Below are 18,398 nucleotides of genomic sequence, written 5' to 3'. Positions count from 1 at the left end.
TGCGTTCAGGTGGCGAAAGGGAAAGATACGGAACAAAGATGAGGAATGGTGCCCGGGGGCGGGATCGAACCACCGACACTGCGATTTTCAGTCTCGGCGCAGCCTAGCGCCCAGGTATCTGAATAGTTCCTATCAAGTTGATTGGGTTCAGCTTTCTGTCCTCGCAGACACGCCGAACACACCCGGACAGTTCAGAACAATCTAAGAACTTCCAAGCTTGATTACACAGCAATTCCACAACCTCACTGAAAGGCGCAACTTGCGGTGCAAGCACGGAGCCCAAGAAGCTGAGGCGTCGCTGCAGGGCGAAAAGTTCGCAACTAAAAAGCTGTCGCTTACGAACCGCTCAATTTGTTTCGGAAGGCTGTTCAATGGATGCTGCAAACTTGGCCAGGCGAGATGATCGGACATTCCTCAAACCGCATCGAAAAGCTGCTCCCCGTGCTTATTGTGTGCTTTCAGTTTGGTTTCATGATCCAAGCAATTCCGGACTAATTTTCGAAGAGCATCCTTGTGGTTCCGTTGCGTGCCGGTGAGATCCTGGGTCGCTACGATCAGCTTCTCGTGCGCTTCGTTTGTCGCGATTGAATACCGTTGACAGATCGGATCAGGAGGTAACTCCCCGTGATGCGGATAGAGCAAGACAACATTAGGACAGTCGTAAAGCCTACCGTACGCCATCAGCTGGTACACGTCCGCTTGACTGACACCTTGCTTCGGGTCGTCGATACGCGGGGTCATGCGTTTCCATTTGGTGTCGATGATCAGCACGACCTCCTCGCCCTGCCGGATGATGATGTCTGGGCGCGTCCGAAACAGGCCTAAGTCGCCTTCATAAAGACAAGACCGGTTTCCTCCTTGCGACGATACGCGGAAGCTCGTGCCAGCGAGCGCCCGCGAAAGGACCCGTTCGATGTATTTTTCGAAAAGAACGTTCATCTCGAAGAGCAGGGCATGGCCCTCTATAGCCCCCGCGCTCGTTTGTTGATGCCTATCCGAGAGGAAGAGACGGGCCAGGGAAAGAAGATCGCGCCAACTTCGGTTCGTACGATCAAGCACAATTTGGTCCCACCGAAGCTCACTCGGAGAAACATCCGCGACGTCGGCATAGACGAAACTCAGTTCCCTCAACGCGCGCTGGTTATCCGGTTCGCCGGATATGCGCAAAAGCTTGCTGACCGCAGCCCGCATAACCCGGTTCAGTGCGATGTCGGGAGAAAGGGCATCGAAACGGCATGCTAGCTTTTGTGGTGAGACTGCAAGTCTAGAAAATTGCCGCGTTACGTTCAGGCGTCCTCGAAGCGTCGACAGGTCTTCCTCGCGTGCGAGGTATTGCCGCGGCATCCCATGGCGGACCGCATTCGTGAGCTTTGCGCAAAACAAACGTATCAGGAGTTCCAGTATCGTCTCGCGCTGCCAGCCGAGCTGCGTCATGGCGGAGACCTCGATTGGCAGATCGTAGGTCACCGCGAGCATGTGAATGAGGCGAGCGCGGAGGGTCGCGTCGGAAACATTGGTCTCGCTTCCACCCTCGATCTTTGGAAGAATCTCTAGCTGGCAGCCGGGAGTCGAAATGACGCCAACGACTCCGCGTGCGCGCAAGCCCTTCCGGCCATGTTCCAGCACACCCTCACCGCCCCGACCAGAAAAGACCGAGGCGTGCGCGACTGCTGCGAGACGGTCTGCATGCGCTTCTGAGATCTCTGCATCGCCAGATCCGTAGCTGATTTGCTCCCACTCACGGATCGTACGACGGATCATGCCCCGACCAGCTTTCCGTAATCGAATCCTTCGTCCACCGACCGTACTTTCCATCGAAACCGAGGAATCGCGTCACCATCTTCCAACCCAGGAGGTGTTTGGAGGGTTGAGCGATTGAGGAAGCCGCCTTCGACTGGGCCCTCTTGAGACGTGAGATCGCCAAGCACCGCCGCAACCTTGGCCCAATCCTCAAAGAAATATTCAGCCAGCAGCGGGATGATCTTGTGCCGCATAACATGATCAACATCGGCAAGGGAGCTACACGCGGTAAAGTAGGCATGACCAATCTGGTGTTCGCGATCATAAAGATACTCGATGCGCTCATTGATCTTGGAGAGAAGTAACGGCAGATCAATCCCGCACTTCTGCGCAGGTTCTTCGAGGACGGATGGGTCAGGCATCATCTCACGGAATGTAAAGCGACGCCTGAGGGCGGTGTCGAGAAGCGCAATCGACCTATCAGCCGTGTTCATTGTGCCAAGGATATGCAGGTTGGACGGCACCCCGAACTCATCGCCGGAGTATGGTAGTCGAACCCTGAGTTCGTTGGGCTCGTTCAGCCGCTTGTCGGATTCGAGCAGCGTAATGAGTTCGCCGAAAACCTGGGAGATGTTTGCCCGGTTGATCTCGTCGATGATCAGGACGAATGGCTCTGGTGCCGATGGTGTCTCAGATTGCCTAGCATTCATGTATCGCTCAAACAAAGGTGTGTTGAGGCTATCCACATTGAGCTGGTAGATCGCCTGCTGCATGAAGTTGTTTTGGTATATCTCCCGAACCGAAACCCCCTCTTCATCAATCCAAAGCCAATTCACGGATCGCCGATGGCACATCTCTGTGTCAGGTCTCGGGCTGTACTCGTATTCACCTGTAACCTGTCCGATAGCCCGAAACAGATAATTTCCCTTAGAGACGATGATGAAGTCTCCGACTTTCATACGGTTGCGGAAATAGTCCACCTGTGACACTTGCCCTGACTGAGCATTGACCGTGTCAGAGATCGTCCCCTCTTTCCGGCAGGTCTCCAGTATCTGTGAAGGTTCAGAGTATCTTTCATCACTCCAGTCGATGTTTTCCCAACCCAGCAATGTGTGGCCACCCTGAATTGCCTCCTCGAAGAATCTTGCATCTTCTTCAACGTTCCATCGACCGATTGACATTTTGTACACGTGTCGACCATCCAAGGTGACACTGCCGCTTCCCGAAGATGATCCTCGACTGGTCTCGGCGCGCCGTGCGATCCGTCTGAATATTCCTTGGACCGTCTCCAACCGGAATCCGGCGGACTCCGCCCCCTCGCCCCCCTCTGTTCCGGTAGTCGGCTGCTGACCCTCGACAAAATCCTCATAGCTCATCGACTGGTGGAAGGTGACAAACTCGATGCGCCCAGCCGACAAAAGTCGTTGATAGGTGGTCATGAGCTCGGCCCGATTTTCCGGGACCGATTCACCGCACAAGCGCACCGCATCGGCTGCAGTGGAGAATGTCTTCCCTGTCCCAGGCGGGCCATAAAGAATGAGATTAACGGGTGAAATCGACATGGGCTTCTCCGGGAGTTCACTCTCGTCATCGGTCTCGTCTTCATCGGTCAGTGCTGCGGCGGTCTTGTCACTAGCGATCCAAAGGAACCCTTGGATGTCGAGCCAATCCTGCGGATCCCAATGCCAATCGTCTCGCATGATTTCGAGCAACCTTGCGAACCCGTCAGCGAGGCGGCGATACTCCGTCGCCATGTTTGCCTTGGCTTCCACAAATAACTTTTCACCGGTCAACGCTTCCCACACCTCGTTTATGCGGGTGATTTTGAGTGGGGCCATTGCGCTCGGTCGCGCCATGGCCAAGGCCGAAGACAGAATATTGATCCGCTCACCATAGGTGAGCGACGGAGCACCACGTGCGCGCAACGCATCAAGAGAGTCATGCGAAGTCTTCAGGGCAGTCTCTGGTGGTTGCTTTGACCGAACCAGTTGACCGATGATCGCGTAGAATTCTGCCAGCAAGGCCGCGGCGCTCTTAGCGATCGCATCCTCGGTCTGCCATCGGACGAGGGGGCCATCCTTGGCAGCTGTTTTCAGTATCTCAAAGACGTTCTTGCCGAGAATCTCATCGGTTACATCTTCCGCAAGAGCCGATTGGACCCGCTCGATTGCCGCGGCCTTGTAGGCTTTCTCACTCTTGGCCCAGCCGGTTCCAGGTTCAACGAAACTCTGAAAGTCAGGGCAAAGGGCGATGAACCTCTTGCGTAGTTTTTCAAGCGCCGATTGGTTGATGAGTTGCCCCCGCAAATCGAAGCGAAATACAGTGGCTGAGCTTTGGTCGGCACCGATCCGTTCGGGTTCCGGTACCTGCGCCATGTCCTGAAATATGCGGCCGCCAAGCGCCTGGCAGATGTTGGGCCATGCCTCCTTGAGGCCAAGAGCCTGGTTTACGTCGCGGACCAGCACTTCGACGTGGTCGCCACCTTCGTCCCGTGCGGGCTCGATGTAATGCTCGAGGACATATTGTCGTATCCGATCAGCATCCTTGACCGCCCCTGGAGGATCACCCGCCAGAAACCGCCCATACTGACCCAACCAACTCCCCCAGGCGGAGAGCCTGTTAAGGGGGTTTTCGGAGTCCGGCATCAGGATCCGGTATTCTTGCCCACCGTCGCGAGCGTCCAGCCGTATTTCTCCCAGGCGCTCCCGGAGCATTTCGAACCTATCAGCTTCCCACGCTTCGTCGAGGTCCTGATACGGCATTCCCAGCGCGGCAAGATTCCGTTCTATGGTTCGGATGGCATATGCGCGTGAACTGCGGCCTTTTTCCGCTTGAGCACCACCCTGTTCGAGCCATGATTTAAATTCGAGCTCTTTTATCATTCAGAATACTTGCGTCTCTTCCCGGCGTCTGCAAACGAATACTACGTTAGGAATAGTTGGGTCGACATGTGGAAGACCATCCAAGCTACACCGAATAGCTGATATTTTGACCCGCCCCTTTTAAACGCAGTCACAGCTTACAAGTCTAAAGCCTAGGTACAGAGGCCGTGTGCGGGAATTTCAGGCGCGGTGCCACATGGCACCTAGAGACGACAACCACCGGTCCCGCGCACTCAGTCTGGAGTAATGGATCGCCCAAGAATCTTTTCCGCGCCACGAAGAAAATGTTGCTCCGCGATGCGCTCTGCCGCGCTAGCCTGCTCGTAAAGCCGCCAGTAGGTGTGCCATCGCATGCCCTTGGGCTTGCCTGGGATCCCAGAAACCATCCCAGGCTCGCCGCCAAGCCTCATTTTCAGCTTGTCGGACCGACGGATCGCACGATCGAGTTCGTCCTCGTTACGGCTCGCGTAGGTGAGACCGTAGCAATGCCGGCAAAGGAAGTGCCGGTCGGCACCGTATAGTTTCAGAACGCGTCGATTGCACCCTTGGACGAGCTTCTGACCTGGACACAAGAAAAAAGGCCGCGAGCCGCCAAAGGGGCACGAAGGCCAGTCCAGCGGAATGATTTGGGTCACGTCCTGCCATTCTTCACCAAGTGCCCGGACTCGATAGGAAAGACACAGCCGATCAGCTTCCGATCGCAGGCTGATCCAGGCGGTGCGTTCTCCATCGCGCCGCCACTCCCAGCCGCCATGCCAACCCTGACTGAGGCACCCTGCACGATTCAAGTCGTTTACGTCCAACGATCGGCAGCTTTCTACCTTGTCTCGGCCACACCGTCTTCCTGATCCGTAGCCACCCATTTTATGCTCCGGGATTTTCCGAAATCTCCTGCGCAAACAAGCTTTCCAGTGACCAACAAATGCTCAGGGTCTGCACTTTCCCCCGCTCTCTCGTGTGGTTAGATAAGGATGTCTGCAATTCTGCGACGCTTACCAAACCAAAAGTTTGATTTTCGTCGCCATATTTGCCACGCCCTATAGTAACTGCTGCGACGACCTTTTTGCGCACGTATCCAATTTAGCAACGTGACGTAGCAAGGCTGATGACAGCATTTTTGTTTTTGCGGTCTCCTGCAGGGTTGTGAACGGCAGCCTTAATGATCCGCAGGTCATTGCCGGGACGCCAAAGGCGGTAGAGCTTTCGCCCCTCAGCCCTATCTACATGGGGCAGCGCAAGCTCAGTGAGCTCAAACGCTGGGCTTGTTGCGTGACCGGCAATGCCAAGACAGGCCGTTTCGGTTACCACGAGAAAGCCCTTGGCCTGGAGTTCGTGGAAAGCCCGCGCTGCTGTGTTCGTGCTCACTCCTAGACGTGACGCCGCCTGCCGCACGCTCAGCCGTATCTTGCCGTTGTTGTTGTATCGCGGGCCGTGCCACTCGAGCTTTAGCCAAGGATATAAGGCCTGTGCGGTCGGATTGAGCGCCTGCCACGCCGGTTCTTCCATCGTACTTCGCAACATTTTTGCGAAATGCTCGCTATTGCTTGGTCCGCGCGTCTTGTTTCGGGGCTTATAAGTCAAGCTCTATCCCCTTGGACCGTCCGAAACATAGGTCTTGAAGCCGCGGTGCCGATGATATCCAGCGCTCGGAGATTTCGAGCGGCTCTGTCTTGCTGAACAAAGGCAAATCAGAGCCCAACAACACGAGCCTGAGCGCAACTGCGAACCCGCGGCTGCAGCTCGATCCACTTCTGCAAATCGTCCAAAAAGTAGAAGATCCGGCCTCGCTTTATAAAAGCTGGTCCGGTTCCCTGCGACCTCATTATCGCCAGAGTTTTTGGGCTAAGGCCCAGGTATCGAGATGCATTCTCTGTATCCAACCGACCGTCTGGATATGCCGTGACACTAATTCTCTCGACTTCCATCTGCATCTTATTCTGCTCCTCGCGACAACACTTTCGAATGATTGGAGAATATGATCGACAAAAATGTATTGCAAGTCACTACGTGTAGTGCATATGCTTCTGGATACGTTTGGGAACTTTTGACACTGGGACTAATAGATGCCGCACCGGAGGGGAAAGTCAGCTGGAAATAAGCGAACAGAAGTTGTCACGATACGCTTGGATCCACGTCTCAAGTACTTGGCAGAAATTGCATCTAGAAAGCAGCTACGCACCCTCAGCAGTTTTGTTGAGTGGGCAGTCGCTGAGGCTCTCGACTCCGTCTATCTGGATGATCCGAGATGGGACGAATTGAATCATGAGACCGTTCCGCCAAATTCTGTGCGCGCCGTTGAGCTTGAGACTGGACTCTGGGCTCCGGATGCAGCTGACAGACTAGTAAAACTAGTCTTCCAATATCCCTCATTGCTTACCCCGTCGGAGGCGCTTGTGTGGAGAACAGTCTGCGAGACCCCTTGGTTCTGGGAGATTGAGTACGCAGCCAATGGACAAAAGAGGTGGCGTATCGAGATTGAAAACATCATCCTCCCTCGTTTACGCGACAAATGGGATCTACTGCAGGCAATCGCAGCAGGTGAAAGCTCCGCTGACGAACTTCCCAAATAAACTGCCACAAAGCCGTTGTCGGGAGGCAACTGCGCTACGTAGGGCAACGATACGTCAGACGTAGACTACGCTCACTACGCCCCGCCCCAGACAGCAGAAAGCTCTGAAATGTCCAGACGATTTCAAAAACTGACGCGCCAGCGCATGCGCGCGCTTGAAGCCGGCAAGAGCTTGTCCGAGCACGGAATAACATTCCGCCGCCTGCCGGACGGCGACGGAGTCTATTCAGTCAACATTATGGTTGACCGCAAGCGTATCCATCGCAGCCTTGGCCGCGAGTCCGATGGCGTCACCCGTTCTACTGCCGAGACCTTCATCAGCAATCTGCGTGCGGACGCCCGTGCAGGCCGACTTAACCTACCCAAGGGCCGAAAGATCAGCCTCACCATGCGCGATGCCGCCCCGCGATATATTGACCGCCTGACGGAAGAGGGTGGCAAGGAGATTGCCCGCAAGGCACGACGTCTGGACATGGCCTTGGTGCCTTTTCTTGGCGACAAGCCTCTCGAGCAGATTTCGACTTTTGATGTGGAACGCTACAAGAAGCAACGGCTATCAACACCGATTGTCTCCCGCAAGAAACTGAAGGGCGGCGAGACACTGCCAAACAACACACCCGCGACGGTAAACCGTGAATTGGCCACACTCTCGCACCTGATACACAAGGCCGAGGAGTGGGGATGGATTTCCAAACGACAGGCCAAGATCAACCGACTGCCCGAAGACAATGGGCGCATCACTTATCTCACCGCTGAGCAGGCTGATGCCTTGCTCGAAGCATCCAAGGCCGATCAAAACATCCAGATATATCCCTTTATCTTGATCGGTCTCCGGACCAGCATGCGGAAGAGCGAGATCCTCTCGATCCGTCGCGACAACGTGGATCTCACAAAAAACAGCATCTACCTACCCAACGCGAAAGCTGGCGCGCGGACGCAGCCCATGCCCACCTCGCTTGCGGCATACCTCGCCAGACACATAGGCACACTGCCTCCGGGCACCCCTTGGCTATTCCCGTCACCTGGCGCCGCAGGAGGTCATACCACCGACGTCCGAAAGGCCTTCCGGCGATGTGTTGAACGCGCAGGCCTTGACCCCGAACAAGTCGTCATCCACACGCTGCGGCATACGGCCATCACTCACTTGGTGCAGGCCGGGGTGGACCTGCCGACAGTGAAACGGATCAGTGGCCATAAGACCATGATCATGGTGGAACGCTACGCCCACCAGTCCGGCGCGCACATAGCGGCCGCCATGGACAAACTGGACGAGCGATTCAAAAAGAACAGCGCCTGACTGTTTTCCTATAGTCGGCCCAATATCAAAAGGACGTTTCCACCCGTGACCGCAGACCACCTAAAAGACATCCAACAATTCGACGCCGACCTCTGGAAAGTGGCTGACGAATTGCGGGCTAATTCGGGTCTCGCATCCAACGAATACTTCATGCCGATCATGGGGCTTCTGTTCTTACGCCAGGCAACTAACAGATATCGCGAGGTCCTGGCAGCAATCAATGCCGACAAAGCTGCGGGCAAGATGCCGGACCGCCCGCTTGTTGAAGCGGACTTTACACGCCGCCGGGCGATGATGTTGCCAGAGACAGCGCTCTACGATGCGATCCTCGACAGACCCAAAGATGGCAAACTCGGCCAGGCGCTCACCGCGGCGATGGAGGCCGTCGAGGCGCACTTCCCTCCCCTTGCGGGCCAGCTTCCCAAGGACTACGAGCGCTTCGAGGAGCCGCTGCTGGAAAGCATGATGCGCAAATTCGATACCGAGGCGCTGCGCAACGCTTCGGGCGACGTCTTCGGCCGTATCTATGAATACTTCCTCGCCGAATTCTCGAAGCAGGGCGCGCATGACAATGGCGAGTTCTTCACGCCGCCTTCCATTGTCCAGACCATCGTTAACGTTATCGAGCCGGACCATGGCATCGTCTTTGACCCCGCCTGCGGTTCGGGCGGCATGTTCGTGCAATCCAGCCACTTCATCGAGGAAGAAGGGCAGGACACGATGAAGCGCGTCACCTTCTACGGGCACGAGAAGAACGAGACGACAGCCAAGCTCGCCCAGATCAACCTCGCCGTCCACGGTCTGCAAGGCGCGATCCGGGCCGGGAACGAAGCGATCACCTATTACAAGGACCCGCACGAACTGGTCGGCAAGTGCGACTTCGTTATGGCCAACCCGCCCTTCAACGTAGACGAGGTGGACGCCGAGAAGGTGAAGGGCGATGCCCGCCTCCCCTTCGGCCTGCCGGGTGTCAACAAAGCCAAGAAGGTCTCAAACGCCAACTACCTGTGGATGTCCTATTTCTACAGCTATCTGAACGACAACGGACGCGCCGGTGTGGTCATGTCCTCGCAGGCGTCCAGCGCCGGGCGGGACGAGGCAGTCGTACGCCAAAAGCTGGTCGAGACCGGCGCCGTGGACGTGATGATCGATGTCCGCGGCAACTTCTTCTACACCCGCACCGTGCCCTGCCAGCTGTGGTTCTTCGACCGGGCGAAGGAGCGCGACGAGATGCGGCGGGACCATGTGCTGATGCTCGATGCGCGCAACATTTTCAGCAAGGTCTCGCGGGCCATCTGTGACTTCAACCCCGAGCAGCAAAAAAACATCGCCGCCATCGTCTGGCTCTATCGCGGGCAGACGGATCGTTTCCTGAAGCTGGTGGAGCGTTACCTGTTGCAAGCCATCGCCGACGGCGAGGCGACGGCGGACCCGCTCGCCGCATATCAGCTGACGTTGGGCACGCTGGTTGATCTGGCGCAACCTTTCGCGACCGAAAAACGCGAGCCGGATCCGCTGGCCGAGACGTGGGCGGAACTGACAGCCGCACGGGTGACGCTGGATGAGGACATCAAGCTGTTCGGGGAGGAAGTTGTGGCGCGGGCGCAAGCATGGGCCGGTGTGACGCTGGACAATGCCGGGTTGAACGCGGCGCGCGAAGGACTGCACGACATGGCCGACCGCTGCCGGGATCTGACCAAGCAGATTGATCTGGCGGCAAAGCTGGCGGGACGGGCTGTCGATACGGCAATCAAGGAGCTGGAGGCGCGCGACTCCGACCTTTGGGGCAATGTGGAGGTGAACAAGGCACGCAAGGCGCTGGAGGGCGCGCGAGCTAAAGCCGTGGAAGCGCTGCGGAGCCCGCGATATTTCGTGAAGCAGGCCGACTGGTTGCAGGAACGCTTCCCCAAGGCCGAACTGCGTGACGTGGAGGGGCTGGTCAAACTCGTGGATCGAGCGGAGATCGCGGCCCATGACTGGAGCCTGACGCCCGGCCGCTATGTCGGCGTAGCGCCAGAACAGGTGGACGAAGATTTCGATTTTGAAGAGGCGCTACGGTCGATCCACATCGACCTGAAGGGCTTGAACGAAGAGGCCGAAGCGCTGGCGGCGCGGGTCGCCCGGAACTTTGAGGAGTTGGGGGCGTGAGTTGGGCGAGCGCAAAGATCGGCGATATTGCCGAGGTGGTCACAAAAGGGACCACACCAACTACCTACGGCATGCCGTTCACTGACTCTGGCGTGAACTTCATAAAGGCGGAAGCACTCAACGGCGATACATCGCTTGATCGATCCGGGTTTACCTTCGTCTCCGAAAGCACACACGAAAAACTCAAACGCTCAATCCTCAACGAGCATGACGTCCTTTTGACAATCGCTGGGGCACAAGTTGGCCGTTGTGGCTTTGTGCGCGCTGCGCATCTCCCTGCAAATACCAACCAAGCTGTCGGAATTGTCCGCGTCAAACGCGAGTGCGCGCACCCAGCATTTGTCTATTACTACTTCAAAAACCCTTTAACCTTCCAGAAGTTCCAAGGCCTCGGCGGTCAGGCCGCGCAGCCGAACATCAATCTGACCATGCTCAAGGGCGTTGAATTGCCCCTTCCGGACATTCGCACTCAAGATGCCATTGTCGAAATCCTCTCTGCCTACGACGACCTGATCGAGACCAACCGGCGGCGGATCGCGCTGTTGGAGGAGGCGGCGAGGATGCTCTACCGCGAGTGGTTCGTCTACTTCCGCTTCCCTAGCCACGAACACATCAAAATCACCGACGGCCTCCCCGAAGGCTGGGAGCGGCGCACACTTGACAAGATTGCAGAGAACAACTGCGAGAGCTACCGCGCTAAGGAACTGCCCGAGGAGATCGACTACATCGACATTTCGTCGGTAGCGCATGGCAGCGTCGTCTCGAAAACCCGAATGCCTGCGGTTGAGGCACCGGGCCGCGCGCGCCGAAAGGTTAGGGACGGCGACGTTATCTGGTCAAACGTGAGGCCGAACTTGCGGGCCTATGCGCTGATCCTCGATCCCGATGATCTCGACGTGGTCTCGACTGGCTTCACGGTTCTTTCGGCATCACTGGTGCCGTTCAGTTGGCTCTATATGTTTGTCACCACAGACAGTTTCGTCGGTCATTTGATCAACCACGCAACCGGCGTGGGTTATCCGGCGGTGCGTTCCGACGACTTCGAGCGAGCAGAGGTGCTACTGCCGCCGAAGGCACTGCTCGATCACTTCCACGAAGCGACGGAGCCGAACTTAAGACTCATCAGGAAGCTCGATCAACAGAACCAGAAACTCGCCCAGGCACGCGATCTCCTCCTCCCACGCCTGATGAACGGAGAGATCGCAGTATGACGGATCATGATTATGGCGACCTGGCAGGCGCAGGCTTTGGAGATTTCGAACTCAGCAATCTGGATCAGGCGTTGTTCTTGATCCAAGAGTATGACCTAGAAGCGCAACTCATCGCCATCAGAGGTGTGCTGAGCCAGAACCGCGCGGCGAGACAACTGGTGATCGAAGATATCGAGGCGCTCAACGAGCAGATGCGCAATCGCACGGGCGGCGATGATGAATACCATATGCATATGGAGAACCACTGGGCCGACACGTTACACGGAACGGTGTTCCAGGATGCCGCCCACAGCATGTCTGCCGTGGGCATGCTGGCGCCATTTGTCGAGTCGCTTTTCGTTTCGATCTTCTCGGGCCTGCGAACCCGCCAACAGCACGACGACGACAATCACCGCACCAGAGGCGTCCGTCGTGCCAGGTCGGAAACTGACTTCTGGGACCCGCATTTCGTGTTCGACAAAAAGGTCCGGCGAAAAGACCTTGTGGCAGGGATAGGCCAACTGTCGGCGTCGGTCGGGCTGGCCCCATTCCTCCCTGCAAACTGTGACAAGGCACTTACAGCGCTGTTCGCCTATCGCAACAAGATGTTTCACAACGGCTTCGAATGGCCGATGGAAGAGCGCCATAAATTCGGAAAGCGCATTGAGAATGAAGCCTGGCCCGAGGGATGGTTTACGCAGTCAAACACTGGTGGAGAGCCTTGGATCTTCTATATGAGTGATGACTTCATCAAGCATTGCCTCAAAATGATTGACCAGGTGCTTCATGGGGTTGGAGAATACCTTGAGCAAGGCAGATCAGAGCAGACTTGATGTGATCTGCCTTTAAGGAGGCAATGTATGGCTCGGCAAATTTGGTTCCATATTTGTCGGAGCGTTCATTCGCCAAGCGCTAAACGGTATGGAGCCAACGTGCGACCCACACACGTATCTGATGAACGGTGAATTCGGTAGGCCGCCAAGGGAGCATCAAAGACCATGGATGAAGCGCTTCTGCGTGAGATTTCAGAAAAATATCTTATCCCGTTCTTTTCAGGAGCGACACTGGAAGACGCTTCTGTGCCGTCGGCGTCGCGGCAGCAAACCGTTGCATTCAACACCCCGCAGATCATTGAGTTCAAGGTGCACCAAGGTGATGAGTACCGGCTCCAGGTCCGCCGTCATCACCCTTTTGCAAAAAAGTCTGATCCAGCCCGCGAGACTCAGGTCATTGATGCGTTCGTCAGCATTCTCGCCGGTATGTCGGAGGAATTGACAGGAGCCCATAAAGACGACCTGCTTTCCACGTTCCAGCGAAGGGTTGTGGCCCGCGCCGTTGCCGACCTTGGCCAAGAGACAAAGCTAGTGACTGTCATCGACCAAGTGGCCCTTTGGTCTACCCGGCTGTACGAAGGTGCCCCAATCGCTAGCGCTATCGGCATCGACCCTGCTGTAACTGGCTCCTCAACACTTCAATTGACCGAAATTTCTGAGGAAGATTTCTGCGCCGTTCTTTCAAATGGTTTCGATACACTTTTGACGTTTGATGCAGATCTCAAGCTGGCTAACCACCTTGTTTTAGAGCCCACTTCGGCGGAAACTGGATTTTGCCCATGGCGTCATTCTGCGATTGCAAAATGGACTCAGGAGGACGCAAAACGAATAGCGGTTGTTCTCAACCGCCTTGGGGAGATTCTTGTATTCCGCCAAGGACAATTGCTCTTTGCTAGGCGGAGTGGCAATTGGCACTTTCTCACTCACGCTCCGGTCATTCGCCAGATGGGTCTGCCACAGAAGGAGAGCATCCGGCAGGCTATCTATGAGACAGCGCTGGATGCTTCCTTTGCTCGAACCGGCGCCTGCATCGGAGTCGTGGGATCTGGAGCCAGCAATGATTGGCAGAAGACCGTGGACGAAGCCGACCGGCTTGCTGGTGGCCTGTCGAAAAAGGCCCAGGCAATTAATCTGATAGTGGGCGGACGTAATTTTGAGGATCTTCCGCGCACATTACGGCAAGAACTTGCCGCGATCGACGGAGCGACCGTGATCAATCATAAGGGCGAAATTTTAGCTGTCGGCGCCATCCTAAAAATCGAAGGAGGAAGCACAGGGGGTGGGCGTACTGCCGCAGCTCGGCAGCTCGGAAAGCTTGGTCTGGGGATGAAGGTCTCTCAGGATGGAGGCATATCGGCTTACAGACAATCCTGGGCTAAAAATGAGACGGTGAAAGACGCCTTTACGGTCATGTGAGTATTGGGGTTATGAGATGGCCGCTACGGGCATTAACAGCGAGGATAGATTGGTTCAGGCGACTTTCGCTGAGCATCTGGAGCAAGTGCTCGGCTGGGACAATGTCTATGCCTTCAATACCGAAACATTCGGCCCGGACGGCACCTTGGGACGAAAGGACACGACCGAAGCGGTTCTGACCCGTGATCTGCGTACGGCGCTGGAGCGTCTGAACCCCGACTTACCCGCCCCGGCCATCGATGACGCGATCCGCGCGCTGACTGTCTATGACGTTAGCCGGTCCATGGTGCAGCACAATCGCGACTTCTACCGGATGATCCAGGGCGGGGTGCCCATCACCTATCTAGACGCTGAGGGCCGTCGGAAATCTGCGCGCGCGCGCGTCATTGACTTTGACAATGCACCCGGCGCCAACCGCTTCCTCGCCGTGCGCGAGTTGAAGCTGACCGGCATAAGGACGCCAAACTACAACCGGCGGGCTGACCTCGTCTGCTTTGTCAACGGTTTGCCGCTGGTCTTCATCGAGCTTAAGGCGGTTTACAAAAACATCCGGGCCGGGTTCGACAGCAATTTGCGCGACTATATGGACGAGCACGTCATCGCGCACGCTTTCCACCACAATGCCTTTCTGATCGTCTCAAACGGCGATAGTGCCCGCTACGGGTCGATCACCAGCGAATGGGAACATTTCAACGAGTGGAAGCGGCTGGATGAGGACGATGCAGGCAGCGTCGATGCGGAACGGCTGCTGAACGGCATGCTTGCGCATGACCGGCTGCTCGATCTTGTCGAGAATTTCATCCTGTTCGACGAGAGCAAGGCCGGCACTGCGCGCAAGGTTGTAGCTCGCAACCATCAACTTCTAGGCGTGAACCGGGCAGTAGCCTCAGTAGCGCGACAGGAGGCCATCAAGGCAGATATCCCGCCTGAAGAGCGTCTGATGCATCGCGTGGTCGAACTGCCGCTGGAACGCAAGCCATCATCCAAGAAGAAGAAGGACGTCCAGCTATCGGCCAACGCGGCCGCTGCCCTTCCGTCATTCATCCCCGAAGGTCCGGTCGACATCATCGAAAGGGCGCACCCTGATCTTGGCCGGTTGGGCGTTTTTTGGCACACGCAAGGGAGCGGCAAATCTTATTCCATGGCGTTCTTTACCGAGAAAGTGCGGCGCAAGATTCCAGGCAACTTCACGTTTCTTCTGATGACCGACAGGAACGACCTGGACAGCCAGATCTACAAGACTTTCGTCGGCTGCGGTATTGCCGGAAACAAGCCTCCGCGGGCGGCATCAGGCGATGATCTGGAGCGAATTCTCAAGGAGAACCACCAGTACGTCTTCAGTCTGATTCACAAGTTCAACAAAAATGTGAACCCGGAGAAGCCCTACAGCGAGCGCGATGACATCATCGTGATCTCTGACGAAGCGCACCGCACGCAGGCTGGGAGGCTCGCGCGCAACATGCGCCTGGCACTGCCCAACGCCGCCTTTATCGGTTTCACCGGGACTCCTCTATTCAAGCAGGACCAGATCACCAAACGCATCTTCGGAGATTACGTCTCGCGCTATGATTTCAAGCGGTCGGAAGAGGACGGCGCTACCGTCAAACTTGTTTACGAGAACCGAGGTGAGAAGCTAGGCGTCGCCAGAGCCGACCTGAATGACCGGATCGCCGAGAAGATAGAGGAAACAGAACTTAACCCCGACCAGGCAGCGCTGCTCGATAAGCTTCTGGGTAAGGACTACGAAGTCATCACAGCCGATGAGCGGCTTGATAAGATTGCGGCCGACTTCGTCGAGCACTGCGCGACGCGATGGGAATCCGGTAAGTCTCTATTTGTGTGCATCGACAAGATTACCTGCGCACGGATGCACCAGATGATCATCCCGCGCTGGCGCGCAAAGGCGGCGGCGGTTCGGGCGACGGCCGAACAGAAGCAGGCAGAAGCTGAATCCGCTGCTGACGAGACCCGGCGCGCCGTACTCTTGGAGCAAGCTCAAAAGCTGTCAGCGCAGGCTGATTGGCTTGATGAGACGATCGTTGAGATCATCATCAGTGAAGCCCAGAACGAGGTCGCCGAGTTCAAAAAATGGGGGTTCGATATCATCCCACATCGCTCCTTGATGAAGAGGGGCTTTGATACGGAGAAAGGCGAGCGGGTGGATGTCGAGACTGCTTTTAAAAATCCAAAGCATCCATTCCGTGTCGCGATCGTCTGTGCAATGTGGCTGACAGGCTTTGATGTTGAATGTCTGTCGACGCTCTACATCGACAAACCCATGAAGGCGCACACGCTGATGCAGGCCATCGCCCGCGCGAACAGGGTTTATCCTGGCAAGGACTTCGGCCTTATCGTCGACTACAATGGAATGCTTGCTAGTTTGCGAGCAGCACTGGCTCAATATGCGCTGGGCGATGATGGCTCAAGCGGTGAGGACATCATCGCACCCATTGAGGAGCGCGTGCAGGCCTTGCTCGAAGCCGTGGAGGCCTCTGAGGCACATCTGCGTGGCCTTGGATTCGATCTGGCGTCGCTGCTTGGATCAAAGGGATTTGCGCGCATAAAGGGGCTGAAAGACGCCGTGGAAGCTGTCTATTCGACAGATGAAGCGAAGCGCCGCTTTGAGATCATAGCGCGTCAGGTATTCATCCGATTCAAAGCATTGCTGATGGAACCGAGCGCATTGGCATACGCTGAGCGGCACGACGACATTGAGGCCATTTACAAGAAGTTGACCGAGCGCCGCGACACGGCTGATGTGACGGCGCTGCTGAAGGAATTGCATCGGATCATCAACGAATCCATCCGCACACAAGCACCTGGCGATGACCAAGCCGAGGGTCTTACCTTCGATTTAAGTCAGATCGACCTTGAGAAACTGCGCGACGAGTTCGCAAAGAAAGTCAGGCGCAAAGCGACAGCGCTACAAGATATCCGCGAGATCGTCGAACAGAAACTAGTCCAGATGCTGGCTCGAAACCCGACCCGCATGGACTACCAGATTAAGTACGAGCAGATAGTTGCCGAATATAACCGCGAGAAAGACCGAGCCACGGTCGAAGAGACTTTCCGGCGCCTAACCGAACTCATGGCTGAATTGGACGCGGAGACAAAACGCGCCGTTGAAGAAGGTCTCACCGAGGACGAACTGGCTCTCTTCGATTTACTCAAGAAGGACAGCCTCAGCAAGGCGAACCGCGAGCGCATCAAACAGGCAAGCCGGGATCTACTGGCATCAATTACCGCACGCTTGTCCGAGCTTGACCGATTCTGGGAGAAAGAAGAGACCAAGGCAGACATTGAGGTTTTAATCCTCAACGCCGTTCACACAAACCTGCCTACACCGCCCTTCACTGCGGACGAGAAGAAAGCTTTGGCCAAAGCCGTGTATTCGCACGTTTTGCAGCAGTCGATGTCCGACAGATGGGCGAAAGCTGCTTAGATAGCGAGTTCAAAATCTCCGAGAAGCCGCTTCCAAAGGCGTTCTAAGAACGCCTTGATCAGATGGTAGGACACCGGCCGACGCGGATTAACTGTCGCGCGACAGTATTACTTTCGAGTTGGTTTTCGCTGATTCAGTAGCTGAGGAGCTTGGGCATGATCGCTGCACCATCTTATGATCATATTGACAGAATTCTGAACGAGGAAGAACTCACGTCTGGCCGCAGATTTTCTTTAGGGATACCCAAGGAGACCGGAACTGTTGGGTTCATTCTTTTTGATCAAAACTTCAGTCGATACCCCATCACGGATTTGGTCGCAAATTTGGATATGCTTCATATCTACTCAGGTACCGATATTCATTTCTTTCTCTGTGGCGTTTCGCAGTTTGGACCGAGTGAAAGCGGAGCACGGGAGCTCGGTGAGTTGAATGGCGTGACGCTCTACCATAACGCTGAGGCCGCTTACTCGTTCGTGAAAGCCTTTGAGCGTGAGATTCCGGGCTGGAACTATGATCTGGGGTTTGAGCTTGTTCTCGTCGATGTAGTTGAAAACAATCACATTAGAACACTTGATTTCAACTCCTCCGTTTTCTTTAAAGTCGAAGAGCTCATCAAGGTTGGCATAATTGAAAGACCTTCCGAACTATTCAATAAGCTCGTGAAATTCGCTCGTGACGGAAATTTGTCAAATGCGGCCGCATTTAGGGATGAGCTAGAAAGGGTGTTTGGGATCAACTGGCTGAAGGGGCTGATCTTGGCGATGTTTCCCAAATCGGTCGGGAGGTTGGCGCGAACGAAGGCTGTGCTTGGTGGGAGCGCTTCGTTACCGGAATAGCGCATCAACCCAAGGAGCGTTTTCATGGAGGATTTAGAGATCAGG

11 protein-coding genes are annotated in these 18,398 nt (G+C 55.9%); 7 read left to right on the top strand and 4 right to left on the bottom strand.

Translation table 11 applies throughout. From position 1 onward, the window contains the following. Window positions 1-414: 414 nt before the first annotated feature. From BN1012_RS02350 to BN1012_RS17895, 4 genes are all read right to left on the bottom strand, one after another. Window positions 415-1,761, bottom strand: a complete 1,347-nt coding sequence (locus BN1012_RS02350; protein ID WP_063958480.1) for an McrC family protein — start codon at window positions 1,759-1,761, stop codon at window positions 415-417. Continuing rightward, window positions 1,758-4,622 carry an AAA family ATPase gene (locus tag BN1012_RS17755; RefSeq protein ID WP_052534384.1) on the bottom strand — a complete coding sequence of 955 codons (2,865 nt, stop codon included), beginning with the start codon at window positions 4,620-4,622 and terminating at the stop codon, window positions 1,758-1,760. Before BN1012_RS17755 ends, BN1012_RS02350 begins: the two co-directional genes overlap by 4 nt. Window positions 4,623-5,702: 1,080 nt before the next feature. Further along, window positions 5,703-6,203, bottom strand: coding sequence for a helix-turn-helix domain-containing protein (locus tag BN1012_RS02335; protein WP_197538331.1), 501 nt, complete (start codon window positions 6,201-6,203; stop codon window positions 5,703-5,705). Between the two features lie 107 nt (window positions 6,204-6,310). Further along, entirely contained in the window at window positions 6,311-6,547 is a 237-nt protein-coding gene (locus BN1012_RS17895) for a helix-turn-helix domain-containing protein (protein WP_420887295.1), read from the bottom strand. 753 nt (window positions 6,548-7,300) lie between these two features. On the opposite strand from BN1012_RS17895, the gene BN1012_RS02320 reads away from it, so the two are divergent. The 7 genes from BN1012_RS02320 to BN1012_RS02290 all read left to right on the top strand — a co-directional run bounded on the left by BN1012_RS02320 (window position 7,301) and on the right by BN1012_RS02290 (window position 18,353). Beyond that, window positions 7,301-8,488, top strand: coding sequence for a tyrosine-type recombinase/integrase (locus BN1012_RS02320; RefSeq protein WP_043948373.1), 1,188 nt, complete (start codon window positions 7,301-7,303; stop codon window positions 8,486-8,488). Between the two features lie 45 nt (window positions 8,489-8,533). Further along, entirely contained in the window at window positions 8,534-10,636 is a 2,103-nt protein-coding gene (locus BN1012_RS02315) for a class I SAM-dependent DNA methyltransferase (protein WP_043948372.1), read from the top strand. Then, a complete protein-coding gene (locus tag BN1012_RS02310) occupies window positions 10,633-11,847 on the top strand; it encodes a restriction endonuclease subunit S (RefSeq protein ID WP_052534378.1) in 1,215 nt (404 codons plus the stop codon). The genes BN1012_RS02315 and BN1012_RS02310 overlap by 4 nt, the downstream gene beginning before the upstream one ends. Further along, window positions 11,844-12,659, top strand: a complete 816-nt coding sequence (locus BN1012_RS02305) for a hypothetical protein (RefSeq protein WP_043948371.1) — start codon at window positions 11,844-11,846, stop codon at window positions 12,657-12,659. The genes BN1012_RS02310 and BN1012_RS02305 overlap by 4 nt, the downstream gene beginning before the upstream one ends. A gap of 165 nt (window positions 12,660-12,824) precedes the next feature. After that, the gene (locus BN1012_RS02300; RefSeq protein WP_052534376.1) at window positions 12,825-14,075 is read left to right on the top strand and encodes a hypothetical protein; all 1,251 of its coding nucleotides are present in this window, start codon (window positions 12,825-12,827) and stop codon (window positions 14,073-14,075) included. 16 nt (window positions 14,076-14,091) lie between these two features. After that, window positions 14,092-17,517: a type I restriction endonuclease subunit R gene (locus tag BN1012_RS02295; RefSeq protein WP_043948369.1), complete on the top strand. Its 3,426-nt coding sequence runs from the start codon at window positions 14,092-14,094 to the stop codon at window positions 17,515-17,517. 155 nt (window positions 17,518-17,672) lie between these two features. Further along, a complete protein-coding gene (locus BN1012_RS02290) occupies window positions 17,673-18,353 on the top strand; it encodes a hypothetical protein (protein ID WP_043948368.1) in 681 nt (226 codons plus the stop codon). The last annotated feature ends 45 nt before the right edge of the window (window positions 18,354-18,398 follow it).

Origin of the sequence: Candidatus Phaeomarinobacter ectocarpi (genome assembly GCF_000689395.1) — a bacterium.
In the GTDB taxonomy this organism is placed as follows: domain Bacteria; phylum Pseudomonadota; class Alphaproteobacteria; order CGMCC-115125; family CGMCC-115125; genus Pyruvatibacter; species Pyruvatibacter ectocarpi.
Note: the sequence above shows the minus strand (reverse complement) of the source record. Positions and strands in the feature narration are given on the sequence as shown.